26 protein-coding genes are annotated in these 21146 nt (G+C 51.9%); all 26 read right to left on the minus strand.

Annotated elements, in window-relative coordinates:
* Nucleotides 1-12: 12 nt before the first annotated feature.
* The 26 genes from UCI88_RS01500 to UCI88_RS01625 all read right to left on the minus strand — a co-directional run bounded on the left by UCI88_RS01500 (nucleotide 13) and on the right by UCI88_RS01625 (nucleotide 21125).
* The gene (locus UCI88_RS01500) at nucleotides 13-513 is read right to left on the minus strand and encodes a metallophosphoesterase family protein (RefSeq protein WP_044504074.1); all 501 of its coding nucleotides are present in this window, start codon (nucleotides 511-513) and stop codon (nucleotides 13-15) included.
* Nucleotides 510-1100: an XTP/dITP diphosphatase gene (locus tag UCI88_RS01505; protein ID WP_044504075.1), complete on the minus strand. Its 591-nt coding sequence runs from the start codon at nucleotides 1098-1100 to the stop codon at nucleotides 510-512. The genes UCI88_RS01500 and UCI88_RS01505 overlap by 4 nt, the downstream gene beginning before the upstream one ends.
* A 23-nt stretch (nucleotides 1101-1123) precedes the next feature.
* Nucleotides 1124-1786 carry a coenzyme F420-0:L-glutamate ligase gene (locus tag UCI88_RS01510; protein WP_044504076.1) on the minus strand — a complete coding sequence of 221 codons (663 nt, stop codon included), beginning with the start codon at nucleotides 1784-1786 and terminating at the stop codon, nucleotides 1124-1126.
* Nucleotides 1787-1799: 13 nt separating this feature from the next.
* A complete protein-coding gene (locus UCI88_RS01515) occupies nucleotides 1800-2342 on the minus strand; it encodes a hypothetical protein (protein WP_044504077.1) in 543 nt (180 codons plus the stop codon).
* A gap of 35 nt (nucleotides 2343-2377) precedes the next feature.
* Nucleotides 2378-3181 carry a glutamate racemase gene (murI, locus tag UCI88_RS01520; protein ID WP_044504078.1) on the minus strand — a complete coding sequence of 268 codons (804 nt, stop codon included), beginning with the start codon at nucleotides 3179-3181 and terminating at the stop codon, nucleotides 2378-2380.
* Nucleotides 3171-3620, minus strand: a complete 450-nt coding sequence (locus UCI88_RS01525; protein WP_044504079.1) for an acyl-CoA thioesterase — start codon at nucleotides 3618-3620, stop codon at nucleotides 3171-3173. The genes murI and UCI88_RS01525 overlap by 11 nt, the downstream gene beginning before the upstream one ends.
* 141 nt (nucleotides 3621-3761) lie before the next feature.
* Nucleotides 3762-3983: a YkvA family protein gene (locus tag UCI88_RS01530; RefSeq protein ID WP_225069656.1), complete on the minus strand. Its 222-nt coding sequence runs from the start codon at nucleotides 3981-3983 to the stop codon at nucleotides 3762-3764.
* Between the two features lie 131 nt (nucleotides 3984-4114).
* Nucleotides 4115-5098, minus strand: coding sequence for a hypothetical protein (locus UCI88_RS01535; protein WP_044504081.1), 984 nt, complete (start codon nucleotides 5096-5098; stop codon nucleotides 4115-4117).
* Nucleotides 5099-5155: 57 nt separating this feature from the next.
* Complete coding sequence (locus tag UCI88_RS01540) at nucleotides 5156-5893, minus strand: SDR family NAD(P)-dependent oxidoreductase (protein WP_256179962.1); 738 nt, start codon at nucleotides 5891-5893, stop codon at nucleotides 5156-5158.
* 10 nt (nucleotides 5894-5903) lie between these two features.
* A complete protein-coding gene (locus UCI88_RS01545) occupies nucleotides 5904-6692 on the minus strand; it encodes a TSUP family transporter (protein ID WP_256179961.1) in 789 nt (262 codons plus the stop codon).
* 67 nt (nucleotides 6693-6759) lie between these two features.
* Nucleotides 6760-7908 (minus strand): MGDG synthase family glycosyltransferase, encoded by a 1149-nt coding sequence (locus tag UCI88_RS01550; protein ID WP_330023922.1) that lies wholly within the window; start codon nucleotides 7906-7908, stop codon nucleotides 6760-6762.
* Nucleotides 7909-8018: 110 nt separating this feature from the next.
* Entirely contained in the window at nucleotides 8019-8297 is a 279-nt protein-coding gene (locus UCI88_RS01555) for an HU family DNA-binding protein (protein ID WP_044504084.1), read from the minus strand.
* A 48-nt stretch (nucleotides 8298-8345) separates the two neighbouring features.
* The gene (gene mazG, locus UCI88_RS01560; protein WP_256179959.1) at nucleotides 8346-9362 is read right to left on the minus strand and encodes a nucleoside triphosphate pyrophosphohydrolase; all 1017 of its coding nucleotides are present in this window, start codon (nucleotides 9360-9362) and stop codon (nucleotides 8346-8348) included.
* 157 nt (nucleotides 9363-9519) lie between these two features.
* A complete protein-coding gene (locus UCI88_RS01565) occupies nucleotides 9520-10002 on the minus strand; it encodes a MarR family winged helix-turn-helix transcriptional regulator (protein ID WP_044504086.1) in 483 nt (160 codons plus the stop codon).
* 103 nt (nucleotides 10003-10105) lie between these two features.
* Nucleotides 10106-11839, minus strand: a complete 1734-nt coding sequence (locus tag UCI88_RS01570) for a proline--tRNA ligase (protein ID WP_044504087.1) — start codon at nucleotides 11837-11839, stop codon at nucleotides 10106-10108.
* Between the two features lie 3 nt (nucleotides 11840-11842).
* The gene (gene ispG, locus UCI88_RS01575) at nucleotides 11843-12910 is read right to left on the minus strand and encodes a flavodoxin-dependent (E)-4-hydroxy-3-methylbut-2-enyl-diphosphate synthase (protein ID WP_256179958.1); all 1068 of its coding nucleotides are present in this window, start codon (nucleotides 12908-12910) and stop codon (nucleotides 11843-11845) included.
* Nucleotides 12911-12925: 15 nt separating this feature from the next.
* Nucleotides 12926-13948, minus strand: a complete 1023-nt coding sequence (gene rseP, locus UCI88_RS01580; protein WP_044504089.1) for an RIP metalloprotease RseP — start codon at nucleotides 13946-13948, stop codon at nucleotides 12926-12928.
* Between the two features lie 13 nt (nucleotides 13949-13961).
* Nucleotides 13962-15107: a 1-deoxy-D-xylulose-5-phosphate reductoisomerase gene (locus UCI88_RS01585; RefSeq protein WP_256179956.1), complete on the minus strand. Its 1146-nt coding sequence runs from the start codon at nucleotides 15105-15107 to the stop codon at nucleotides 13962-13964.
* A gap of 13 nt (nucleotides 15108-15120) precedes the next feature.
* Nucleotides 15121-15948: a phosphatidate cytidylyltransferase gene (locus tag UCI88_RS01590; RefSeq protein ID WP_044504091.1), complete on the minus strand. Its 828-nt coding sequence runs from the start codon at nucleotides 15946-15948 to the stop codon at nucleotides 15121-15123.
* Nucleotides 15949-15968: 20 nt separating this feature from the next.
* Nucleotides 15969-16736: an isoprenyl transferase gene (locus UCI88_RS01595; protein ID WP_044504092.1), complete on the minus strand. Its 768-nt coding sequence runs from the start codon at nucleotides 16734-16736 to the stop codon at nucleotides 15969-15971.
* Nucleotides 16729-16983, minus strand: a complete 255-nt coding sequence (locus UCI88_RS01600) for a hypothetical protein (protein WP_083122463.1) — start codon at nucleotides 16981-16983, stop codon at nucleotides 16729-16731. The genes UCI88_RS01595 and UCI88_RS01600 overlap by 8 nt, the downstream gene beginning before the upstream one ends.
* Nucleotides 16980-17540 (minus strand): ribosome recycling factor, encoded by a 561-nt coding sequence (gene frr / locus UCI88_RS01605; protein ID WP_065360529.1) that lies wholly within the window; start codon nucleotides 17538-17540, stop codon nucleotides 16980-16982. The genes UCI88_RS01600 and frr overlap by 4 nt, the downstream gene beginning before the upstream one ends.
* A gap of 46 nt (nucleotides 17541-17586) precedes the next feature.
* Nucleotides 17587-18312 carry a UMP kinase gene (pyrH, locus tag UCI88_RS01610; protein WP_044504093.1) on the minus strand — a complete coding sequence of 242 codons (726 nt, stop codon included), beginning with the start codon at nucleotides 18310-18312 and terminating at the stop codon, nucleotides 17587-17589.
* Nucleotides 18313-18394: 82 nt separating this feature from the next.
* Nucleotides 18395-19042, minus strand: a complete 648-nt coding sequence (gene tsf, locus UCI88_RS01615; protein WP_065360530.1) for a translation elongation factor Ts — start codon at nucleotides 19040-19042, stop codon at nucleotides 18395-18397.
* A 107-nt stretch (nucleotides 19043-19149) separates the two neighbouring features.
* Nucleotides 19150-19887, minus strand: coding sequence for a 30S ribosomal protein S2 (gene rpsB, locus UCI88_RS01620; protein WP_044504095.1), 738 nt, complete (start codon nucleotides 19885-19887; stop codon nucleotides 19150-19152).
* A 236-nt stretch (nucleotides 19888-20123) separates the two neighbouring features.
* Entirely contained in the window at nucleotides 20124-21125 is a 1002-nt protein-coding gene (locus UCI88_RS01625; RefSeq protein WP_256179955.1) for a G5 domain-containing protein, read from the minus strand.
* Nucleotides 21126-21146: the final 21 nt, after the last annotated feature.

Here is a 21146-nt window from a genome sequence, read left to right on the forward strand (position 1 = left end):
TCCCCAATGGGCTTATTTTCGGTCAATCTCGTGAAAGGCAATATCCGTAATGACCCCGTCGTCAATGGTCACGACGGCATAGGTCCCTTTTCGCCCGTCGCGGGGCAGACCGATGCTGCCGGGATTGACGATCCACAGGTCAGCCTCACGCTTGATGAAGCGGCGGTGGGTATGGCCGAAGACGACGAGGTCGGCATGCTGTTCGTTTCCTAATTCGACGAGTTTTTGCAGCCGCCGTTCTCCGTACCATTGGCTGCCGTGAATGGCGACAATACGAATGCCGCCGACGGTAACACAGCGGCATTCCGGATCGTTGGTATGGTTCAGATAGTCGTTATTGCCCAAAACGGCATAGACCGGCACGCCCGTATATATGGCTAAATCCTCGCCGTCGTCGCAGTAGTCGCCGCCGTGAATCCAGGCAGCCACATCGGGAGCACTGTCAGCCATGCGAGACAGGCATTCAAAACGGCCGTGGCTGTCACTGACCAAGCCTACCCGGACGGTACTCATGACAAGGCCTCGACGAGTTTCTTCAAGGCTTTCCCCCGATGACTGATTTCATTTTTTTCGGCCATGGACAATTCAGCCATGGTCTTCCCTTTTTCAGGAACGTAGAATAAAGGGTCGTAACCAAAGCCGTTGTCGCCGGCATAAACATCCTGAAAGAGACCGTCGCAGCTCCCTTCAGCCTGTACAGTGCGGCCGTCAGGCCAGATGAGGACCAAAGAGCAAATGTAGTGAACCGTCCGTTCTTCCGGCGGAAAAGCTGCCAGTTCCGCTATGAGCTTTTGATTGTTGGCTTCATCGTCGCAGTCGGGACCGGCATAACGGGCCGAGTAGACGCCGGGACGGCCGCCAAGGGCATCGGCGGCAATCCCCGAATCATCGGCCAGGCACGGAAGTCCTGTAGCCTTCATATAATACGAGGCTTTCAGCAGGGCATTTTCGGCAAAGGTCGTTCCCGTTTCTTCCGGCTCCGTAATCGACGGCAGGACATCGTGCACCGAAACGGCTTCATAGCCCAAAGGCTCTAAAATACTTTTGAATTCCCGTATCTTCCCGGCATTATGTGTTGCCAGTACAATTTTTTCTGCCACGGCACATCCCCCTTGTCCGGCTGTTATTTTTTAAGCATTTTTGCGTAATTCTTGATGACGACAATCGGCGTCTTTTGGGACGCATTGCCAAAAGGATTGTCGATGAGGATCCGGGCGATTTCTTTCGGATTGATGCCCTTGCTGTGACCGAGGACGGCCGAGCGCTTGAGGTCGTTGACGTCGGCAACGACGGCGCCGTAGCAGCCCATGCGCTGTTTGATTTTTTCAGCAACCTTATCCGGTTCAGCCGGCCCGTAGACGATGCATTTATCAAAGGGCGGCATGGTGCCCGTAACGTCATCGGTTAAGGACGCCTGACGGCATTTGGCATACCAGACGCCGTTCTTGCCGGCCAGTTTTGCAAAAAAGCCGACGATGAACCAGAACATCATCTTCCATTCCCCTTCAAGGTTCATGGCTGCCTGCATGCCGTAGAGACTGGCCATACTGCCTTCACCGGGAACGAAGCGCCGCATGAGGCGGGCCTGCCAGGACGGCGTCAGTTCTTCCGGCCGCGTATAACGGTGCTGAGTAATGGCGACGACACTTTCGGCCGTGCAGACCAAGTCATCGGGACCGACGACGTGTTTTGCATATTCTTCGATAACATCGACGATATCATCTTTATCCGTAAGGATTCTTGTTTTTACAGGGACTAATTCTACCGGTACTTCGATTTCTGCCATTGTATGAGACCTCCTAATTCAATTCCAATGCGTGCTGTACTTCCGTTGCCTTCAAGGTAATGCGGGCCTTATGGATGTACCATTCGCTGCGGGATACGACTTGATAGACGAGATCAATCGGCATATCAGGGAAGGTCTTCAAGTCTTCGCGGATGTTGCCTTCTTTGCTGGTCAGGGTAATGGTGACGCGGATCATGCCCCGATCGCGGGGATTAAAAATAACAGATTCCCAGTAGTTGTCATCGCGTTCGGCTGCCTTATTGGCAAGTTCGGACTGGACCGTAACCTTGTCGTACTGTTCACGCGGAAGGAGGGTCCGAGGATAAAAGTCCATGATGGTTCCCAGCTGCCGGCCGGCATTGTGGATAGGTACTTCTGTTTCGAAGACGGCCCGGTTCTGGGTAATTTCCTTCATTTCAAAAGGTTTCCGATGGCGGGCATCGATAACAAAGCGGGCGTCCCCCTGCCGCCAGGCAAAGAAGCGGAACAACAGGTACAGGACAGCAGCAATGCCGATGACGGCAATGATAACATTGAATAAGACATAGAAAAACACGGCGCAAGACTCCTTTATGTAAAATATAGATACGATTAAATGAGGGTGATTTCTTCAGCGGTAAATTCATTGGCCGGAATGAGGTGTTCTGCCAGGTGGGCACCGCGCTCCTTTTCGGCCGTAAAACAAAGGCGTAAATAGCCGTTTTCTTGGTTCGGGTTAAGCAACCCGTCTTTCTTTAAGACATCCAGTGTTTCCAGGGCCATTTCATGGGCCGGATCGACGAAGGCAATGGAATCGCCGCAAAACTCTTCAAAGAGAGGCTGGATGAAAGGGAAATGCGTGCAGCCGAAAATGGCCGTATCGGCACCGGAATGAAGGACCGGCTCCGTATACTGCTTTAAGGGACCGCGGATTTCCGGCCCGTCGAGGACGCCTCGTTCGATGAGATTCGCCAGGGCCGGGCAGGACTGTTCAACGATTTCAATATTGCCGTCCATATCGGCAGCGACCTTGCGATGACTGTGGTTGGCAATGGTTAACGGCGTAGCGAAGACGGCAATCTTTTGGGTCGCACTGATTTGCTTAGCCGTCTTGAGGCCCCGACTCATGCCGATCAAGGGATAGTCGACTTCCTTTACGACGGTATCATAGGCAACGGCCGTAACGGTGTTGCAGCCGATGGCGACAACTTTGACCTTCTGCTCGGTCATAAAATGCAGAATATCCCGCGTATACTGAAGGATTTCTGCCGGCGTCCGCGTCCCGTACGGGTTTCGTTTGGTATCACCGACGTAGATAATGTCTTCATGAGGCAGGAGCATCCGCAATTTTGCGACGACAGTCAGTCCGCCGACACCGGAATCAAACACACCGATCGGCCGTGAATTACCTTCCATGAACGGCTCCTTCGACGTCTGTATCTGCCTGTTCGGCAGCATACATGGCCTGTAGTTTCTTGTAATCTTCATCAGAGAGGCGGGCTACTTTCCCACTGTTTTTGTGGACAAATACGTTCTGCGTCGTTCCTGTCGCCAACAGGCGGCGGTCATCATGACGGACGATACGGTAGGAAAAGACCATCTGGGCCCGGCTGAGCTTTACCAGGCGAGTCTCGATGTCAATGATATCGGCATAGTTTATGGGGCTGATATATTCGCAGGACACACTCTTAATGGGATAGGTAATCCCTTGATCGAGGAGGTCGAATAAGTCGAGACCGGCAGCGGCAAAATATTCACAGCGGCCGCATTCAAACCAACGGATGTGGTTGGAATGGTGGGCAATGCCCATCATGTCCGTTTCATAGAACCGCACTTTTTCAACAACAGTAATCATAAATTCTTAACTCCTAACTTTATACACGCTCATATTATTTTACGATGATGACCTATGTTTGTCAAAGGAAAAGTCTGAAATACGAACGATAAAGGGACTGTCCTCATGCGACAGTCCCTTTATCAATCATGCTCCGGTCACTCACGTACTTTTCAGGAACGGGAACATGCGGCGTACCTTTTCCCGGTGTTCCGGTTTGACATAAGTCCCGGCTAAGTGCAGGGCTGCAGCGACGACAGCGGCATCGTCCAGCCAGCCAAATCCGGCAAAGACGTCCGGCACCAGATCAAAGGGCAAGATAACGTAGCCAATAGCTCCCATGAGAGCCAATTTAATAAATTTCGGCGTGTCTTTATCTTGCATACAATAAAAAATTGTCAGGATTTTCGGTAAAAATTTAATTTTTCTTCCTGCTGTGCGAATAAATAGGATGAATCGGCCCGGTGTATAAAATTGGGCGAAAAAGCTCAGTATTTTCCACATCGGCTTTCACCTTACTTCAGGTCTTCCAAAGACTTTTTAGCCTCTTCTACAGCTTCTTTAACCTTTTTTTCGACATCGTCGGCATCCATGTCGGATACTTCCTTGGCGGCGTCCTTAGCGTCTTTCGCAACGTCCTTAGCGGCATCTTTAACATCTTCCGCGGCATCCTTAGCATCTCTGGCAACGTCCTTGGCCTTGTCCATGGCGTCGGAGTCAACGACCTTATCGACGGTATCATCGAAAGCATCTTTGGCATCGCCGGCGGCATCTTTCAAATCTTCCGCTTTTTCATCGACGATTTCATCGACTAAGTCGTCCTTATGAACGACAGAGTTATACAGTTCTTCCCCTTTTTCTTTGACGTCCTGGATGCAGTCTTTGGCAGCACCGCCCCATTTTTTCATGAAGTCAATCGTTTCATCGCCGAGGGGAACGTTCTTCAGTGGGTTTTCTTTGAGCTTATCGGCTTGTTCACGAGCTTTGTCCTTCCATTCGCCCATCATTTCGATATACGGACCCATGTCGGTAGGCATGCCGTCTTTGAGCCAGCGCTGGGTGACCCGGCCCAGGCTGTAGGTAATACCGACAGCAACGGGGACCTGGATGATACTGAAAGGAATGAGCGTCGTCAACAGCGTACCGGCCACGCGGCTGCCGACTGCCCCTAAGAAGGCGATCAGGGCCCGTTCGCTCAATTTAACGTCATAGACTTTGGCAATACGGCTGACCAGGTACACTTCATTGGCCATGAGTGCTGCCGTTCCGATAAGCGGCGCAATGACGATGGCACCGGCACGGGCAGCAGCCCAGCGGCACAGCATTTCGACTTGGACGTCTTTGTCTTCCGTCGTCTGTTCCATGGCTTTGACAACACTGTTGGCAGCATCTTCAATCGGCTGAGAATGGCTCTGTTTGAAATCAGCCAGTTCCTGTTTCAAAGCGGCAATCTCTTCCTGCAACTGTTCTACGGTTTTTGCATTTTCTTCATTTGCCATACTTAACACCCCATTCTTTGACGAAATAAACACTATATTTTATATTTTCCCATGTTTCTACCAGCTTGTCAAACCCCCGTCTACGGGAAGTGCCGCAGCCGTAATAAAGGAGGAATCTTCACTGAGTAAAAAGGCAATGGCCTTAGCCACTTCATCGGCCCGTGCCAATCGGTATAACGGGTATTGTTCCTTCATGGTCTCCCGCTCCATATCGGGATGATCCCGGAGCTGTTTTTCGAGCATCGGCGTTTCGACGTCACCGGGACAGACGCAGTTGACCCGTATCTGGTGCGGTGCCGCTTCCAGGGCCAGGGACTTGGTAAAAGCGACAACAGCGCCCTTGGTCGCCCCATAGATGGAGCAGGCTATGTTCCCCTGGAGTCCGGCATCGCTGCTGACGGTTACGATACTGCCCGGCCGGCGGCGCAGATGCGGCAGGGCGTATTTACAAAGGGAAATGGTCCCGTAGACATTGACGGCAAAGAGCTGCTGCACGTCGTCAGGCGTCACATTTTCAAGAAGGCCTTGTTCGTAGATGCCGGCTGACGTCACCAAGCCGTCCAGACCGCCAAAGCGGCGGACCGTCTCGATCACCATCTTCCGGCAGTCTTCATCCCGGCTGACATCACCTTCTATATAATGGACGGCCCCCTTTCCCTCCAACTCCTGCAAGGCAGCCTGTCCCCTTTCCCGATTCCTGCCGCTGACAGCGACCTGCCACCCCCGGTCCAAAAGGACGGCAGCCGTCGCAAGACCTATACCCGACGTGCCGCCGCTGATAAGTGCCGTATTCATGATAACCTCCTCATAGAACGCCAAGATAAGAAAGGCCCAGCTTTCCGATAAGCGCTGCCGTCACGACGAGCATGACGACCCGAACAAAACCGGTTCCCCGGCGGATGGCCAATCGTGAACCGAAAAAGGCTCCCGTAAAGATGCACAGGGCCATGACGATGCCGTAGACATAGAGGATCGTCCCGGACCAGACCAAGATGACGAAGGCCGTCACGTTGCTCATGAGATTGAGCATCTTGGCATTGCCGGCAGCCGTGACGAAATCAAAGCCCAGGGCTGCAAAGGCAACGATGAGAAAGGTCCCCGTCCCGGGGCCGGCAAAGCCGTCATAAAATCCGATAGCCCCGGCAAAGAGGGCCGTAAAGAGCAAATTTCTCCCCGTCTCACCGGCATAGGTATTGACCGATCCCAGGTTACGCCGCGTAAAGACGACGACGGCGGCCGCCATGAGCGACAGGATAATCAACGGCTGAAGCCATTCGGCACTCATGTGCAGCATGACCAGACAACCCAAAACGGCCCCTGCAAAGGTGCAGGGCAAAGCCCGTTTCATCAAGTGCCGGTCGACTTTGCCGGCCTTAAAGAATTGCCAAGCACTCATAACGGCCCCAAAGGTGGCTGAAAACTTATTGGTCCCCAGAGCCAGGTGCGGCGGAAGGCCTGCCGCCATCAGGGCGGGGAGCGAAACGAGTCCCCCGCCGCCGGCAATAGAATCGACAAAACCGGCTAAGAAACCGCCGGCCATGATAAAAATCAATACGCCCAAAGATAAGGTCGTATGAAAAAGTTGAACTTCCACAAACAAGACTCCTTTTAGAAAAAAACTCCTCTTGTTTCGCAAAGCGAAACCGAGGAGGCCCTTTTCTTTATGGTTCGTATATCAAAGATGACGGCACGGCCGTATCTGTCGCCGGCTGCAAGAGGTGGACGATTTCCTTGCCGATGATCCGTGCGCCGTCACGATGGCAGTCGAGGCTGGCTTTCGACATCGCTTCCAATTTTTCCGGATGGGTAAATAAGTCCGATACGATGGAAACCAGTTCTTCTTGTTTCTTCACCCAAGCTGCACAGCCCTTGGCCTGCATATACTTGGCATTGGCCTCTTCCTGACCCGGAATCGGGCTGTATAGGACCATGGGCACTTGGATAGCAGCGCCCTCCGTACAAGTAAGTGCTCCGGGCTTGGTTAAGAGCAGGGACGCCCGGCACATGAGTTTTGAAATCTGGTTCGTATAACCGAGGATTTCCACATCATGATCGAGTTCGCCGCGCATCTTCGACAGTTCATCGTAAAGATCGGCATTATAACCGGTTACAACGGTAAAGCTGTCGACGACGGATAACCGATCCAGCAGTGCCAGGGATTGTCGGATAGACCCCATTCCCAGACCGCCGCCCATGATAAGGATATTCTTATTATTCTGATGCTCCTCATCCCAGTGCCAGCGTTCTTGGTCAAAAGCCTTCCGCACGGGAATGCCCGACACGACAATTTTATCAGCAGCGACGCCTTGTTCGACGAGCAGGTCTTTAATCTGTGTAGCTGCGACGCAGTAGACGTCGATTTGCGGGTACACCCACAGCTGATGGATAGCAAAATCAGTAATGACGCCGACTAAAGGAATATTCAGACGATGCTGTCGTTTTAACAACGCTGCCGCTCCAGCCGGAAAAGGGTGGGTAAAGACCAGGACATCCGGCTTTCGATCTGCTAAGACCTTGAGCAGCCGCCGTTTAAGGCCCCACGCAAAAAGGGTCTTGACGGCCAGGCCTTTTTTATATCCTTGCGACGAGTAATACATCAAATCGTATAACAGCGGAAAGACATCGAGAATCTTAATGTACGTCTCTTTGACGATGTTGTCGATGGACAAGATATCATTGGACAGAAAATCTACGTGTTCGACATCACATTCTTCAGGAATGGTCTTGACATATTCTTCTATAGCCCGTGCTGCCTGTGTATGGCCTGTACCGATCGAGGCCGACAGGATCAGGACTTTTTTCTTTGCCATATAGGATCCCTTCTTTTATAAACAGCCTTCGTTGCACCTTCCACTATATAGTACGATAACTTGTATGAAAAGAAAAGGGCCGTTTTTCATGCGGCCCTTCGGGATCGTACTTATTTGTTATTAACCAAATCTTTAAGCTGTTTGCCGGCTTTGAAAGCGGGAGTCTTGGAAGCTTCGATCTGGATAGGTTCATTGTTGCGAGGGTTGCGGCCTTCGCGGGCTTTACGCTGGCGGACTTCAAACGTACCAAAGCCGATGATCTGGACTTTATCACCCTGGGTGAGGCTGTCGCTAATGGCTTCGAATACGGCTTTTACGGCCTTTTCAGCGTCTTTTTTCGTCAAATCGGATTTCTGTGCTACTGCAGCGATTAATTCTGTTTTGTTCATGTTACTAGGTCCTCCTTTGGATCGTCACATCTTCCTAACACTAACAGTCTAGAGTTTTTCCTGCCGTTCTATCCGCTTGGCTTCCTGCCAGAATGAGTCCAACTCATCCAGTGAAAATGCCTCCCATGGCCGGCCCGACCGGTTGACCCGATCCTCGACATGAGCAAAACGGCGACGGAATTTACTGTTAGCCCGATGTAACGCACATTCCGGCTCTATATGATAGCGTCGGCATAAATCAGCAAATACGAACAAGACATCCCCAGCTTCTTCTTCCGCATGGACAGGATCGCCTTCATCAAGGGCCTGACGGAATTCAGTCCACTCTTCTTGGAACTTTTCCCAGACACCTTCGACATCGGGCCAGTCGAATCCGACTTTGGCCGCTTTCTCCTGAAGCTTGTCGGCAGTCAGGAGTGACGGCAGGCCGGGAACGACTCCGTCCAGCAGATGAGCGTGCTGCTGGCGTTGTTCTCCTTGCTTTAATCTATCCCAGTTTAACATACTCGTCCCTATATTTTCAAGGCTTTTTTGGCTAAAAACATAGGGATGACGCCGAATCATCTTATTTGTGATATCTTTTACGACATCCTGGGCCGAGAAAAGCCCTTTTTCTTCGGCAATTCGGGCATGAATGGCCACCTGATAGAGGATATCCCCCAGTTCTTCGCGGATACCGTCTATATCGTCATTGTCAATGGCATCGAGCATTTCATAGACTTCTTCGATGAGATATCGCCGCAGTGTCCGATGGGTCTGGGACCGGTCCCAAGGACAGCCGTCTTCGCGGCGAAGTCTGGCCGTAACTTCCGTAAGGGGCATCAAATCAAAAGGCAGTTGTTCCTTGGCCATTCCTTCTTCCTGCCGCTTCTGATCGATGAGGCGGCGCACGGCTTCAGCCATATCCGGTCCGCCGGGAACAGTGTGAACGACGGCATGAAGGCGGCTCTCTTTCAACAAGAGGTCGACGATGGGTGCATACGTTTCAGCAAAGCTTTTCCCGTCCTGCCCGTAGGTATCGAGGGGACGGTCATCTTTCCCTAAAGCGATGATTTTAATTTCCATGAAAGGTTCCCTCATTTCTGTCAAAATGGCTTACGCCTGTCATTATACCACGGCCTGCCCCATTTGTCGCGATGCGGCAAAGCCGGCTTTACCGCACGCAGGCTATGAAAAAAGCTGAAAAGGATACCCTTTCAGCTTTCGAATGATGATATGGGGATCAGCCGCTCAACTTAGTCAGCAAAAAGATAAGCTGCGTCTGTTCGGCTTCACTGAGGCGGCTCATGAGCATGGAAATGCGGAGATAATGATCTGGCAGCACATCGTCCATAAACTCCCGTCCTTGGGCCGTCAGGCGAACTTTCTTGCCCCTTTTATCGGTCTGATCGATGGCCACTTCCGTCAGTCCGTCGCGAACCATGCGCTTGACCATAGTCGTAATCGTCGCCCGAGTGACACCGGCCCGGTCGGCGAGCTGAGACGGCGCAATGCCGTCGGTCATCTGGTATAGAACGAACATGACCCGAAGCTTGCCCCGCGACAAATGGTATTGGCTGGCCAATACATCATTGATGGCAGCGCGGACATACTCCGCTGCCTGGGAAATGCGGAGCATGGCCAATACGGCCGACGGTTCAATTTCAGGAATCTTCTCTGCATATTTTTCCAATTCTTTCCGCGTAGGAAATACATCAAAACCCATAAGCGCACCCTCCTCTTCTAATTAGTGTACTAATTAAAAGTATAAAATAAAACGGAGAGGAATACAAGTTTTCTCCGTCTTATTTTACATCTGTTTTAATAAATTACATATTTTTGCTTCGTAACTCTGCTAAGATTTCCTGAACGCGGGCGACAGCCTGGTCGATGGGAACGACTTCTTCCTGACCGGTACGGCGAACTTTGATTTCTACCGTTCCGTCAGAGGCGCTCTTTTTGCCGACCGTGACCCGTACAGGGTAGCCGATGAGGTCGGCGTCGTTGAATTTGACACCGGCCCGTTCGTTTCTATCGTCGAGGAGGACGTCGGTCTTCATGGCCTGAAGGCCGCCATAAATTTCTTCAGCAATACGAACCTGGTCCTGATCTTTCGTGCTGACCGGTACGACGGCGACTTCAAAAGGTGCAATGGCGACAGGCCACATGATGCCGTGTTCGTCGTGGAACTGTTCGATAGCCGCCGCAATCGTCCGAGTAACACCGATTCCGTAGCAGCCCATGACATAAGGCTTAGCTTTGCCGTTCTGGTCGAGGAAGGTCGCATGGAGGGCTTCGGAATACTTGGTACCTAATTCAAAGACCTGGCCGACTTCGATGCCGCGGACGACGTGGATCGGAGCGCCGCAGTGGGGGCAGGCGTCGCCTTCGACCATGGTGCGGATAGAAGCGACGGTAACATCTTTGAAATCACGGGACGGATTGACGTTCTGATAGTGATAGCCTGCCTTGTTGGCGCCGGTAACGCCATTGGGAACGGCCATGGCCGACGGATCGACGAGGATGAAGAAAGTTTCATTATCCGGCTTATCGGCATCGATAGGGCTCATATAGCCCGGCTGAAGACCGTGAGCCTTTAATTCGTCTTCCGTTGCCGGTTCGATGGCATTGCCGCCGACAAAATTCTGGACGGCTACGTCGTTGACCGAATGGTCGCCGCGGACCATGCAGAGAACTGTCTTTTCACCATCGATAGTGAAAGCAACCGCCTTGATTGTCTTTTCGAGAGGAATGGACAGGAACTGAGCTAAATCTTCAATGGTGGCGCAGTTCGGCGTTTCAATCAATTCGACATCTTTGGCCGTTTCAGCTGCCATTTCAAGGGTCGGTGCAGTTGCTTTTTCGATATCGGCTGCATAGTCACACTGGGAGCACGATACGATTTCTGCTTCCCCGGCCTGGGCCAAGGCCATGAATTCATGGCTGTGATTGCCGCCGATCTGACCGCTGTCGGCTTCAACCTGTTTGAATTCCAGACCGCAGCGGGTAAAGACGCGGGTATAGGCGTCGTATTCGTCTTGATAACTCTTATGGAGCCCTTCTTCGTCGACGTCAAAAGAATAACCGTCTTTCATGACGAATTCCCGGCTGCGCATGAGGCCGAAACGCGGGCGAATTTCATCGCGGTATTTATTCTGCATCTGCCACAGCGTAACCGGCATCTGCTTGTACGAACGCAGTTCGTTGCGCACCAGTGTCGTGATCAATTCTTCGTGAGTCGGCCCGAGACAGAACTGACCGCCGTGACGGTCTTCCAGTTTGAACATTTCCGGACCATAGGCATTCCACCGCCCCGATTCGTGCCAGATTTCAGCCGGCTGGACGATGGGCATCATGATTTCCTGAGCGCCGATATTATTCATTTCTTCGCGGATAATGGCTTCGATTTTGAGTTCGACGCGGCGGCCAAGAGGCAGGAATGAGTATAAACCGCCGCCACTTTTACGAATGAGGCCGGCTTTCAGCATGTACTGATGGCTGGAGATTTCGGCGTCGGCCGGAATTTCCCGTAGGGTCGGGCTGTACAGTTTGGATGCTAACATGAGTTAAGACTCCTTTGCGATTGATTTTTCTATTTCTTCCAAAAGAGCAGCGACGAGCTGATCTTCCGGTGCCGTACGAAGGACCTTGCCATGGGCAAAGACGATACCGCTCCCCTTTCCGCCGGCAATGCCGAAATCGGCTTCTTTCGCCTCTCCCGGGCCGTTTACGACGCAGCCCATGACGGCGACCTTAATGGGAACGGTCAAGTGGGAAATGGCCGCTTCGACTTCTTTGGCAAGCTCGATGAGCTGTACCTGCGTACGGCCGCAGGTCGGACAGGAAATGAGGGTCGGTCCGAAACGACGCAGTCCGAGGGAGCTTAAAATGGTCTGGGCGACCTTGATTTCTTCCGCCGGATCATCCGTAAGGGATACGCGAATCGTATCCCCGATACCTTGGTATAATAAAGTCCCGATACCGATGGCGGACTTGATGCTTCCGTCCCGGACGAGGCCGGCTTCAGTGACGCCTAAATGAAAGGCATAGGGCACTTTATCGGCCAGTTCCTGATACGATTCAATCATGAGCGGCACGTCGGAAGCCTTGAGGGAAATGACCATATTTCGGTAATCGAGGCGCTCTAAAATACGAATATGGCGCAAGGCTCCTTCTACCATGGCCGCTGCCGTCGGATGGCCGCCATGGGCCTTCAGGATATCGGCCGGAAGGGATCCCGTATTGATGCCGATGCGGATGGGAATTTCCTTGGGCCTTACTTTTTCGACGACGCGGACGACGTTGTCATCGGCGCCGATATTGCCGGGATTGATGCGCAAGGCCTGGACACCGCTGTCAACGGCAGCCAGGGCCAATCGATAATCAAAGTGGATGTCGGCTACGATAGGAATATCGACGGCCTCTACGACGGCTGACAGCCCTTTGGCCGCTTCCATATCGGGGACGGCAAAGCGCAGGATTTCAGCACCATAAGAGGCCAGCCTTCTGGCATCGGCAATGGCCTCTGCGGTATGTGCCGGGCTTACCGTCGACATGGTCTGAATCGAGATAGGCGCACTGCCGCCAATGGTAACGTTTCCGGCCTGAACCGGAATCGATTGTCTGCGTTTCATCGATGACCTCCCTTTCTAAAAACGGCTGATATCCTGGAACATGGCAAAGAGGAACAGAGATCCTAAGAGTACCATCCCGACAACCTGAATGTAGTACAGGGCTTTCCCCGGCATGCGCCGGCGCATAATCCCTTCGAGAATCAACAAGATGATATAGCCGCCGTCGAGGAGCGGTACGGGCAGAAGATTTAAAATCCCCAGGTTGATGCTGAGGAAGGCCGTAAACATGAGCAGGTTAGAAAATCCCGAGGCCGCGACTTGTCCTGCAAGCTGGGCAACGCCGATGGGACCTGCCACTTCCGCCTTTTCCTGACCGGTTATCATCTGATAAATTCCAACCAGCATGAGCCGGCAGATTTCCCCCGTCCGCTTGACTGCCATGATGCCCGAATCAAGGAATCCGTGGCGTTCTTCCGTGGTCATAGGCATGACGCCGAGCATGACTTTTTGAGACGCGCTGTCGACTTCCGGTATCATTTCGACATCCTGACGCTTCCCGTCCCGCTCGATTTGAACGGTGACGACGGCGTGACTGTAAGGTGCTACGGCTTCCGAAATATCGCTCCATTGGGAAATGTCTTTATTGCCGATGCGAACGATGCGGTCCCCTTCCGTAAGGCCGGACTGTTCAGCCGGCGAACCGGAGATTGTCGAGCCAACGACGGCTTCCGGCGACACGGTCACCGTACCGATGGCAAAGAACAAGCCCCAAAAAAGGACGATGGCCAGCACAAAATTCATGATCCCGCCGGCGGCGATGACCACCAGCCGAGCCGGAACGGATTTATTCAAGAAGGATTTTTCATTGAGCGGCTCTTCTTCAGACATGCCGGCAATGCGGTTAAACCCGCCGAGGGGAATGGCCCGCAGAGAGTATTCCGTATCGCCGCGGCGTGTACTGTATATTTTGGGTCCGAAGCCGATAGCGAATTCATCGACTTGCATGCCGGCCCATTTTGCCGTGGCAAAATGGCCTAATTCATGGATGAAGACGATGATGCTGAACACAAAAATGGTCGCTAAAATAGTAATACCCACAGAATTCACCTTTCTATAATAAAGAAGCAGCACAGCGGCGAGCCCAGGTATCTGCCTGGCGGATCGTTTCGAGGCTTACCTCGCCCTTGACATCGTGCCGCTCCATAACCGTATGGACAATTTCAAAAATACGCGTAAAAGAAATTTCCTTACGCAAAAAAGCATAGACTGCCACTTCATTGGCCCCGTTCAAAACGCAGGGCATCGTCCCCCCTATCCGGCCGGCTTCATAAGCCAGGCCGATGGAGGGGAATTTTTCATCGTCAGGCGGGAAAAATTCCAAACTGCCCAAGGTCTTCCAATCGATAGCTTTGGCCCCGCGGACAGAAAGTCTGTCCGGATAGGTAAAGGCGTACTGAATCGGCAGACGCATATCGGGCATACCAAGCTGTGCCAGTACCGAGCCGTCGATGAACTCAATCATAGAGTGGACGATACTCTGCGGCTGGATGACGACTTCAATCCTATCAAAGTCCATGCCAAACAGCCAGTGAGCTTCGATGACTTCAAGGCCCTTATTGAACATCGTCGCCGAATCGATGGTAATCTTGCCGCCCATATTCCACGTCGGGTGCTTTAAGCACTGTTCGACAGTAATGGACGGAAAGTCTGCCAAGGGACGGTGAAAATGGGGGCCGCCTGACGCCGTAATCAAAAGTTTTTCGACTTCGTCGGCCTTGCGGCCGTCGAGACATTGGAATATGGCGCCGTGTTCGCTGTCGACGGGGAGGATGCGGACACCCTTACGGGCCGCTTCCTTCATGACCAGTTCGCCGGCAGCCACGAGCGTTTCTTTGTTGGCCAGGGCAATATCCATTCCCCGGTCAATGGCCCGCAAAGTCGGTTCAATACCGGCAGCTCCCACGAGGGACGTGAGGACGATGTCTGCCTGACATTCATCGATGAGCTTCAGCAAGCCCTGGCTTCCGGAAAAGACGCGGCACGACGGGCCGACAGCATCTCTCACCTTTTCGGCGGCCCCTTCCTCGACCATACAGGCCAGGTCGAGGTGATGGCGTTTTATCTGGGCGGCCACGTCCTTAAAGTGTCCGTAAGCCGCCACGCCGACCAGTTTAAATACCTCCGGATGTGCTTCGATAACGTCGACAGCCTGGGTCCCGATGGAACCGGTACTGCCGAGAATCAAGATTTTTTTCATATCGTCCCTTCTTTTAAATGACCAGCATTAAATAGACATACATGGCAGGCGCCGCAAAGAGGAGACTGTCGAAACGGTCCAAGACGCCGCCGTGACCGGGAATGATATTGCCCGAATCTTTGACACCCGAAACCCGCTTTAAAATGGATTCTGCCAAATCGCCGAGAGGTGCCATGATGCCGATGATGACGCCCAGGGCTAAGGCGTGGAGAATGGAAAACTGAAAAATCAGTGAAAAAATGACTGCCACGACCAAGGTCCCGATAAAGCCACCGATGGCCCCTTCCCGAGTCTTACCGGGGCTGATAGACGGGCACAACTTTACCTTGCCCATCATCTTGCCGACGGCAAAGGCCGCCGTATCGCTGGCCCAGGTCGAGAAGATCAGCAGAAAGACGAAGAACCGAGCCGGCTCTACCATGACCGTGCTAAAGTTGTCGCTCATGAAAGACACGGCAGAACCGCTGCGCAGGGCCAGGAGGGCCAAAAAGCCGCTGCAGATGTACAAGAGACCGTACAGGGCATAGGCACTGTCGACGGGCTTTACCTTATCGTGGAAAAAGACCGTCCGCAGCATGAGCCAGACCAAGAGGACCAGTCCCAAGAGAAACATCAGTTTCGTACTGCCAAACCAGTAAGCTCCCAGCATGGCTAAAAGCCATACGGCTCCGCCGGTATCGGCCGTAACGACCTGAAGCTTGCGGACCATGTTGCCGTATTCATACCAAGCGACGACAGCCAAGAGAGCCATCATCAGGAAGAACAGCCAATTGCCTTCATAGACCACAAAAATGGTAAAGGCACCACCGATGATGCCCGTTAAAATTCGTTTTGCCAACATAGATAACTACCCTTCCTGCCTTATTTTAAACCGCCAAAGCGACGTTCTCGGCCTTGAAAGGATGAGATAGCTTCGACAAGCGTTTCTTTCGTAAAATCAGGCCAGCAAAGAGGCGTAAACCAAAATTCGGCATAAGCCATCTGCCAAAGGAGAAAGTTGCTGACCCTTTTGTCATCGCCGGGACGAATAAGCAAATCAACGTCATTGTCCGGTGCCGTATAAAGATAGCTCGACAACCGGTCTTCATCAATATCGCCGACGTCACAGCGACCGGCCTTGACATCGTCAGCCAGGCGGCGGACAGCCTGAACCATTTCCAAACGACCGCCGTAATTGACGGCGACATTCAGGATAAGGCCCGTATTGACCGCCATATCGGCTTCCGCCTGAGCGAAGGCCTCCTGCAGTTCCGGATGAAGACGTGACTTGTCGCCGATGATGTGCAGCTGTACGTTATGTTCCTTAAGCTGGAGTAAATTATGGCTGAGATAATTTTTCATCAGCTTCATAATATACGAAACTTCCTCTTCCGGCCGCTTCCAGTTTTCCGTCGAAAAGGCATAGACCGTCAGGACTTTAATCCCCAGTTCATCTGCAGCGATGACGATCCGCTTCAGCGTATCGGCACCGGCACGATGGCCGTAACTGCGCGGCATCCCCTTGCGTTTGGCCCAGCGGCCGTTGCCGTCCATGATGATGGCTACGTGACGGGGAATGTTATTCATATCAAGGCCATGATTCCCTGCCGTTTCAGCAGGTTCTGTTTTATTGCCAAAAAAGTTAATCATCTTGCATGTCTCCCTTGGACAGTGCGTCGGCCACGGATTCGCTCATCTCGAGGCTGTCATTGACCAAAAGCGATATGACACCGTCATCACCGGCTTTAGCGCGGATGACGTAGGTCTGCTCCGGGTCGCAGCGGAAAAAGCGGGACCGCGACACCGTCCGTTCTACGACGTAAGGAATATTTTTCTCCTGTAATACAGATTTGGCATACCGTAACGGCATGCCAATAAAAATCCGTATATCCATCATACAGCCATGACTTCTTTTTCTTTTTTTGCTTTGATTTCGTCGATGGCCTTGATTTTTTTATCGGTCAGTTTCTGGATATTGTCCTGACCTTCCTTGCTGTCATCTTCCGAGATTTCCTTTTTCTTTTCCATCTTCTTGATGAGTTCGTTGGCGTCACGGCGGATATTGCGGACGACAACTTTCGAGTCTTCGGCGACCTTGCTGACTTTCTTGCTCAATTCCTTACGGCGTTCTTCCGTCAATTGAGGAATTTCCAAGCGAATCATTTTCCCGTCATTATTGGGATTGAGGCCTAAATCGGACTTTAAGATGGCTTTTTCGATTTCACCGAGCATCTTTACTTCCCAAGGAACGATGGTCAGCATCCGCGGCTCCGGAGCCGATACGTTAGCCACTTGGTTCACCGGCGTCGGCGTCCCGTAGTAATCGACCATGACCCGGTCTAAGAGGGACGTGCTGGCACGGCCCGTACGGATGGAGGTCAGTTCCCGTTTCAACGCTTCAATCGTCTTGTCCATCTTGGCTTCGTGCTGAGCGAGCAGTTCTTTTACTTCCACATCAATCACTTCCTTATTTTATTTTTATAAGTATATCATACAGCGTTTAGTCTTCTTTGTCGACCAAAGTACCTAAATCTTTTCCGCTGGCAGCGGCGACAATATTCCCGGGCTTGTCGATATTAAAGACGACGATAGGAATATTATTGTTGCGGCACAAAGTCGTTGCCGTCGCATCCATAACCTTGAGATCCTTGTTAATGACGTCAAGATAGGTCAGGCGCTTGTACATCTTGGCATCGGGATTGAGCTTGGGATCACTGTCATAGACGCCGTCTACGCCGTTTTTAGCCATGAGGATGGCATCGGCTTCGATTTCAGCAGCACGCAGGGCTGCCGTCGTATCCGTCGAAAAATAAGGATTGCCCGTACCGGCACCAAAGATGACGACCCGGCCTTTTTCCATATGGCGGATCGCTCTGCGGCGGATATAGGGTTCTGCAACCTGCTGCATATTAATCGCCGTTTGAACGCGGGTAGCGACACCGTTCTTTTCCATGGCATCCTGGAGTGCCAACGAGTTCATCACCGTGGCCAGCATGCCCATGTAGTCAGCCGATACCCGATCCATGCCTTTGGCAGAACCGGACAGGCCGCGCCAGATATTGCCGCCGCCGACGACGATGGCGACTTGAATATTGAGCTTATTGACTTCGACGATCTGTTTGGCAATCGTTTCTACCGTTTCCGGGTCGATGCCGTAGCCTTGTTTGCCGGCCAATGCTTCGCCGCTCAGTTTCAATACGATACGATTATATTTTTTCGGTTCCATAAAAGAAGGGCCTCCTCTGTATGTTGGCAAATGTTCAATTAGAAAATAAGAGAACACGGGTTGGGTGTTCTCTTATGAAATCTTATTTAGCTTGTGCCATTACTTCAGAAACGAAATCATCATTCCGTTTTTCAAGGCCTTCACCTAATTCGTAACGGGTGTAGCGGCGGATATCGATTTTTTCGCCGATCTTAGCAACGGCTTCGGTAACGACCTGCTGAACCGTCTTGTCAGAATCTTTGATGAATTCCTGATCGAGGAGGCAATTTTCTTTGTAGAATTTTTCGATACGGCCGACGATCATCTTTTCGACGATCTTTTCCGGTTTGCCTTCATTCAGAGCCTGCTGGCGAAGGACGTCTTTTTCATGTTCCAAAACGTCAGCCGGAACTTCTTCACGTTTGAGGTATGCCGGTTTTGCAGCAGCGATCTGCATGGCAATATCTTTGCAGAGTGCTTTGAAATTGTCGGTCTGAGCGACGAAGTCCGTTTCGCAGTTGACTTCGACGAGAACACCGATGCGGCCGTTGCCATGGATGTAAGAATAAACCAAACCTTCAGCAGCGATGCGGTCTGCTTTTTTAGCAGCTGCAGCTAAGCCGTGTTCGCGAAGCAAGTCGACGGCTTTGTCCATATCGCCGTTGCTTTCGGTCAGTGCTTTTTTGCAGTCCATCATGCCTGCCCCTGTTTTTTCTCTCAATTCTTTTACCATTGCTGCTGTAATAGCCATGAGTATTCCTCCTAAAAGTAAGTTTAATATACCGTTTGAATAAAGGTAAGAAGCGAAGGCTCCTTACCTTTATGTATAACCATTTAATTCTCAGAGAATAAGTTGTCTTATTCTGCAGCTGCTTCTTCCGTCGTTTCTTCAGCTGCACCGGCTTCAGTCTGGTTGCCCTGGTTGCCTTCGAGGACAGCGTCAGCAATTTTGCCGGTCAAGAGTTTTACGGCGCGGATAGCGTCATCGTTGGCCGGAATCGGGTAGTCGATAACGTCGGGATCGCAGTTGGTGTCAACCGTAGCGATGATAGGGATGTTGAGTTTGCGAGCTTCTGCAACGGCGATTTCTTCCTTTTTCGGGTCGATGATGAACAAAGCATCAGGGAGCTTCTTCATATCTTTAATACCGCCGAGGTATTTCTGAAGTTTTTCCATTTCATGTTTGAGGAGCGTAACTTCTTTCTTCGGCAATACTTCGAAAGTGCCGTCTTCAGCCTGTTTTTCCAACGTTTTCAAGCGTTTTACGCGTTTTTCAATCGTCTGGAAGTTGGTGAGCATACCGCCGAGCCAACGTTCGTTGACGAAGTACTGGTTGCAGCGTTCTGCTTCGCTCTTAATCGATTCCTGAGCCTGTTTTTTCGTGCCTACGAATACGATTTTGCCGCCTTCAGCTGCCAAATCGCGGACAAAATTGTAAGCTTCGTCCATTTTCTTAACGGTTTTCTGCAAGTCGATGATGTAGATACCGTTACGTTCGGTGAAGATGAAACGAGCCATCTTCGGGTTCCAACGGCGGGTCTGGTGACCAAAATGAACGCCGGCTTCCAATAATTGTTTCATAGATACTACTGCCATAATGTGTGATTCCTCCTGTTTTTTCCTCCGCCCGGTCATCGCCCATCTTCACCCGTATTCCTAAGAAACGGGCACAGTGCTGGACTCGCCAAGCGTGTGTATTTTGAATCTTGGTATTCAAACCTTGAATATTATATCACATCTCCCCATGGAGGGCAAGAGGTGAAATACCGCTTCCCTGCCTGCAAGATGCGCAAAAAGGGACCTGACGCAGCAGGCCCTTTTCTTGGCACATATTATTGTAAAATATAGACCGGTACCATGCGGCGGCCAAAGGCCATGCAAACATCGTAGTCTTCCATGCAGAGATCGATGCGGTTGCCGAGGATGGCCCCGCCTGTATCTTCGGCACGAGCTACGCCGTAACCGGGAATGTATACCGTCGAGCCTAAGGGTATGACGTTGGGGTCTACGGCAACGACGCCATAGCGGGCACGGGTTCCCATGCGGGTAATCCCCAATCCGTCGCCATCGGTAGGCAAATAAGCCGTCGCTTCCATGGCGATGACTTTTTGGTAATGCGAAATGGAACCGGTGTTGATTTCAACCGTTGCCTTGGTGCCCACTTTGCGGACCATAGGCTGCATTTCTGAAATGAGCTCTGTTGAAATCGTCTCTTTATCGGCAACCTGACCGTCGACGCTGACGATGTTCAACTTCACTCGCTTGCGGCCATTTTGCCCTTGCTGGACAACTTGTTCTTCCCCCTGCCCTAAGTTTTCATCGGGAATACTTTCTACAGCATAGGGTACGACGTCATCTTCCGTAATCGTCTTGCGCGAGACGTTGCCGATGACGATGTTTTGTCCGGCCTGGAGGGGCTTTTGAATGTCGCCGTAAGGGCGGTATTTTTCTTTTGAATACCCGTACTGCTCGGCTACTTCCTGGGTATTGCGCTTAGCCGTATACACCGTCTGCGATTGGCCCCTGTAGACGAGGGTCACGGGAATGGCCCGGCGTACTTTGACGTAACTGCCGTCGTCGAGTTCCGCCGTCGACATGGTGACTTCGTCATGATCCCCCATCTCGATATTATACTCACGCAGCAAGGCATCTGCATTGACGGCATGGGTATACACCTGGCGGGTCGTCCCGTCGGCCACAAGGGTTACCGACTTTCCTTTATCGATGAAGCCGGTCAGCGAGACGAGGACCAATAAGGCAATCATGGTCGCATACATCTGCGTGATCGGCCCTCTTCGCTTAAAGCTCAGTATACTGAATTTTTTCCACTCCATGCCATGCCTCCTAAAACGTTT

It is taken from the genome of Megasphaera massiliensis, from assembly GCF_036305205.1.
Taxonomy (GTDB): Bacteria; Bacillota; Negativicutes; order Veillonellales; family Megasphaeraceae; genus Megasphaera; species Megasphaera massiliensis.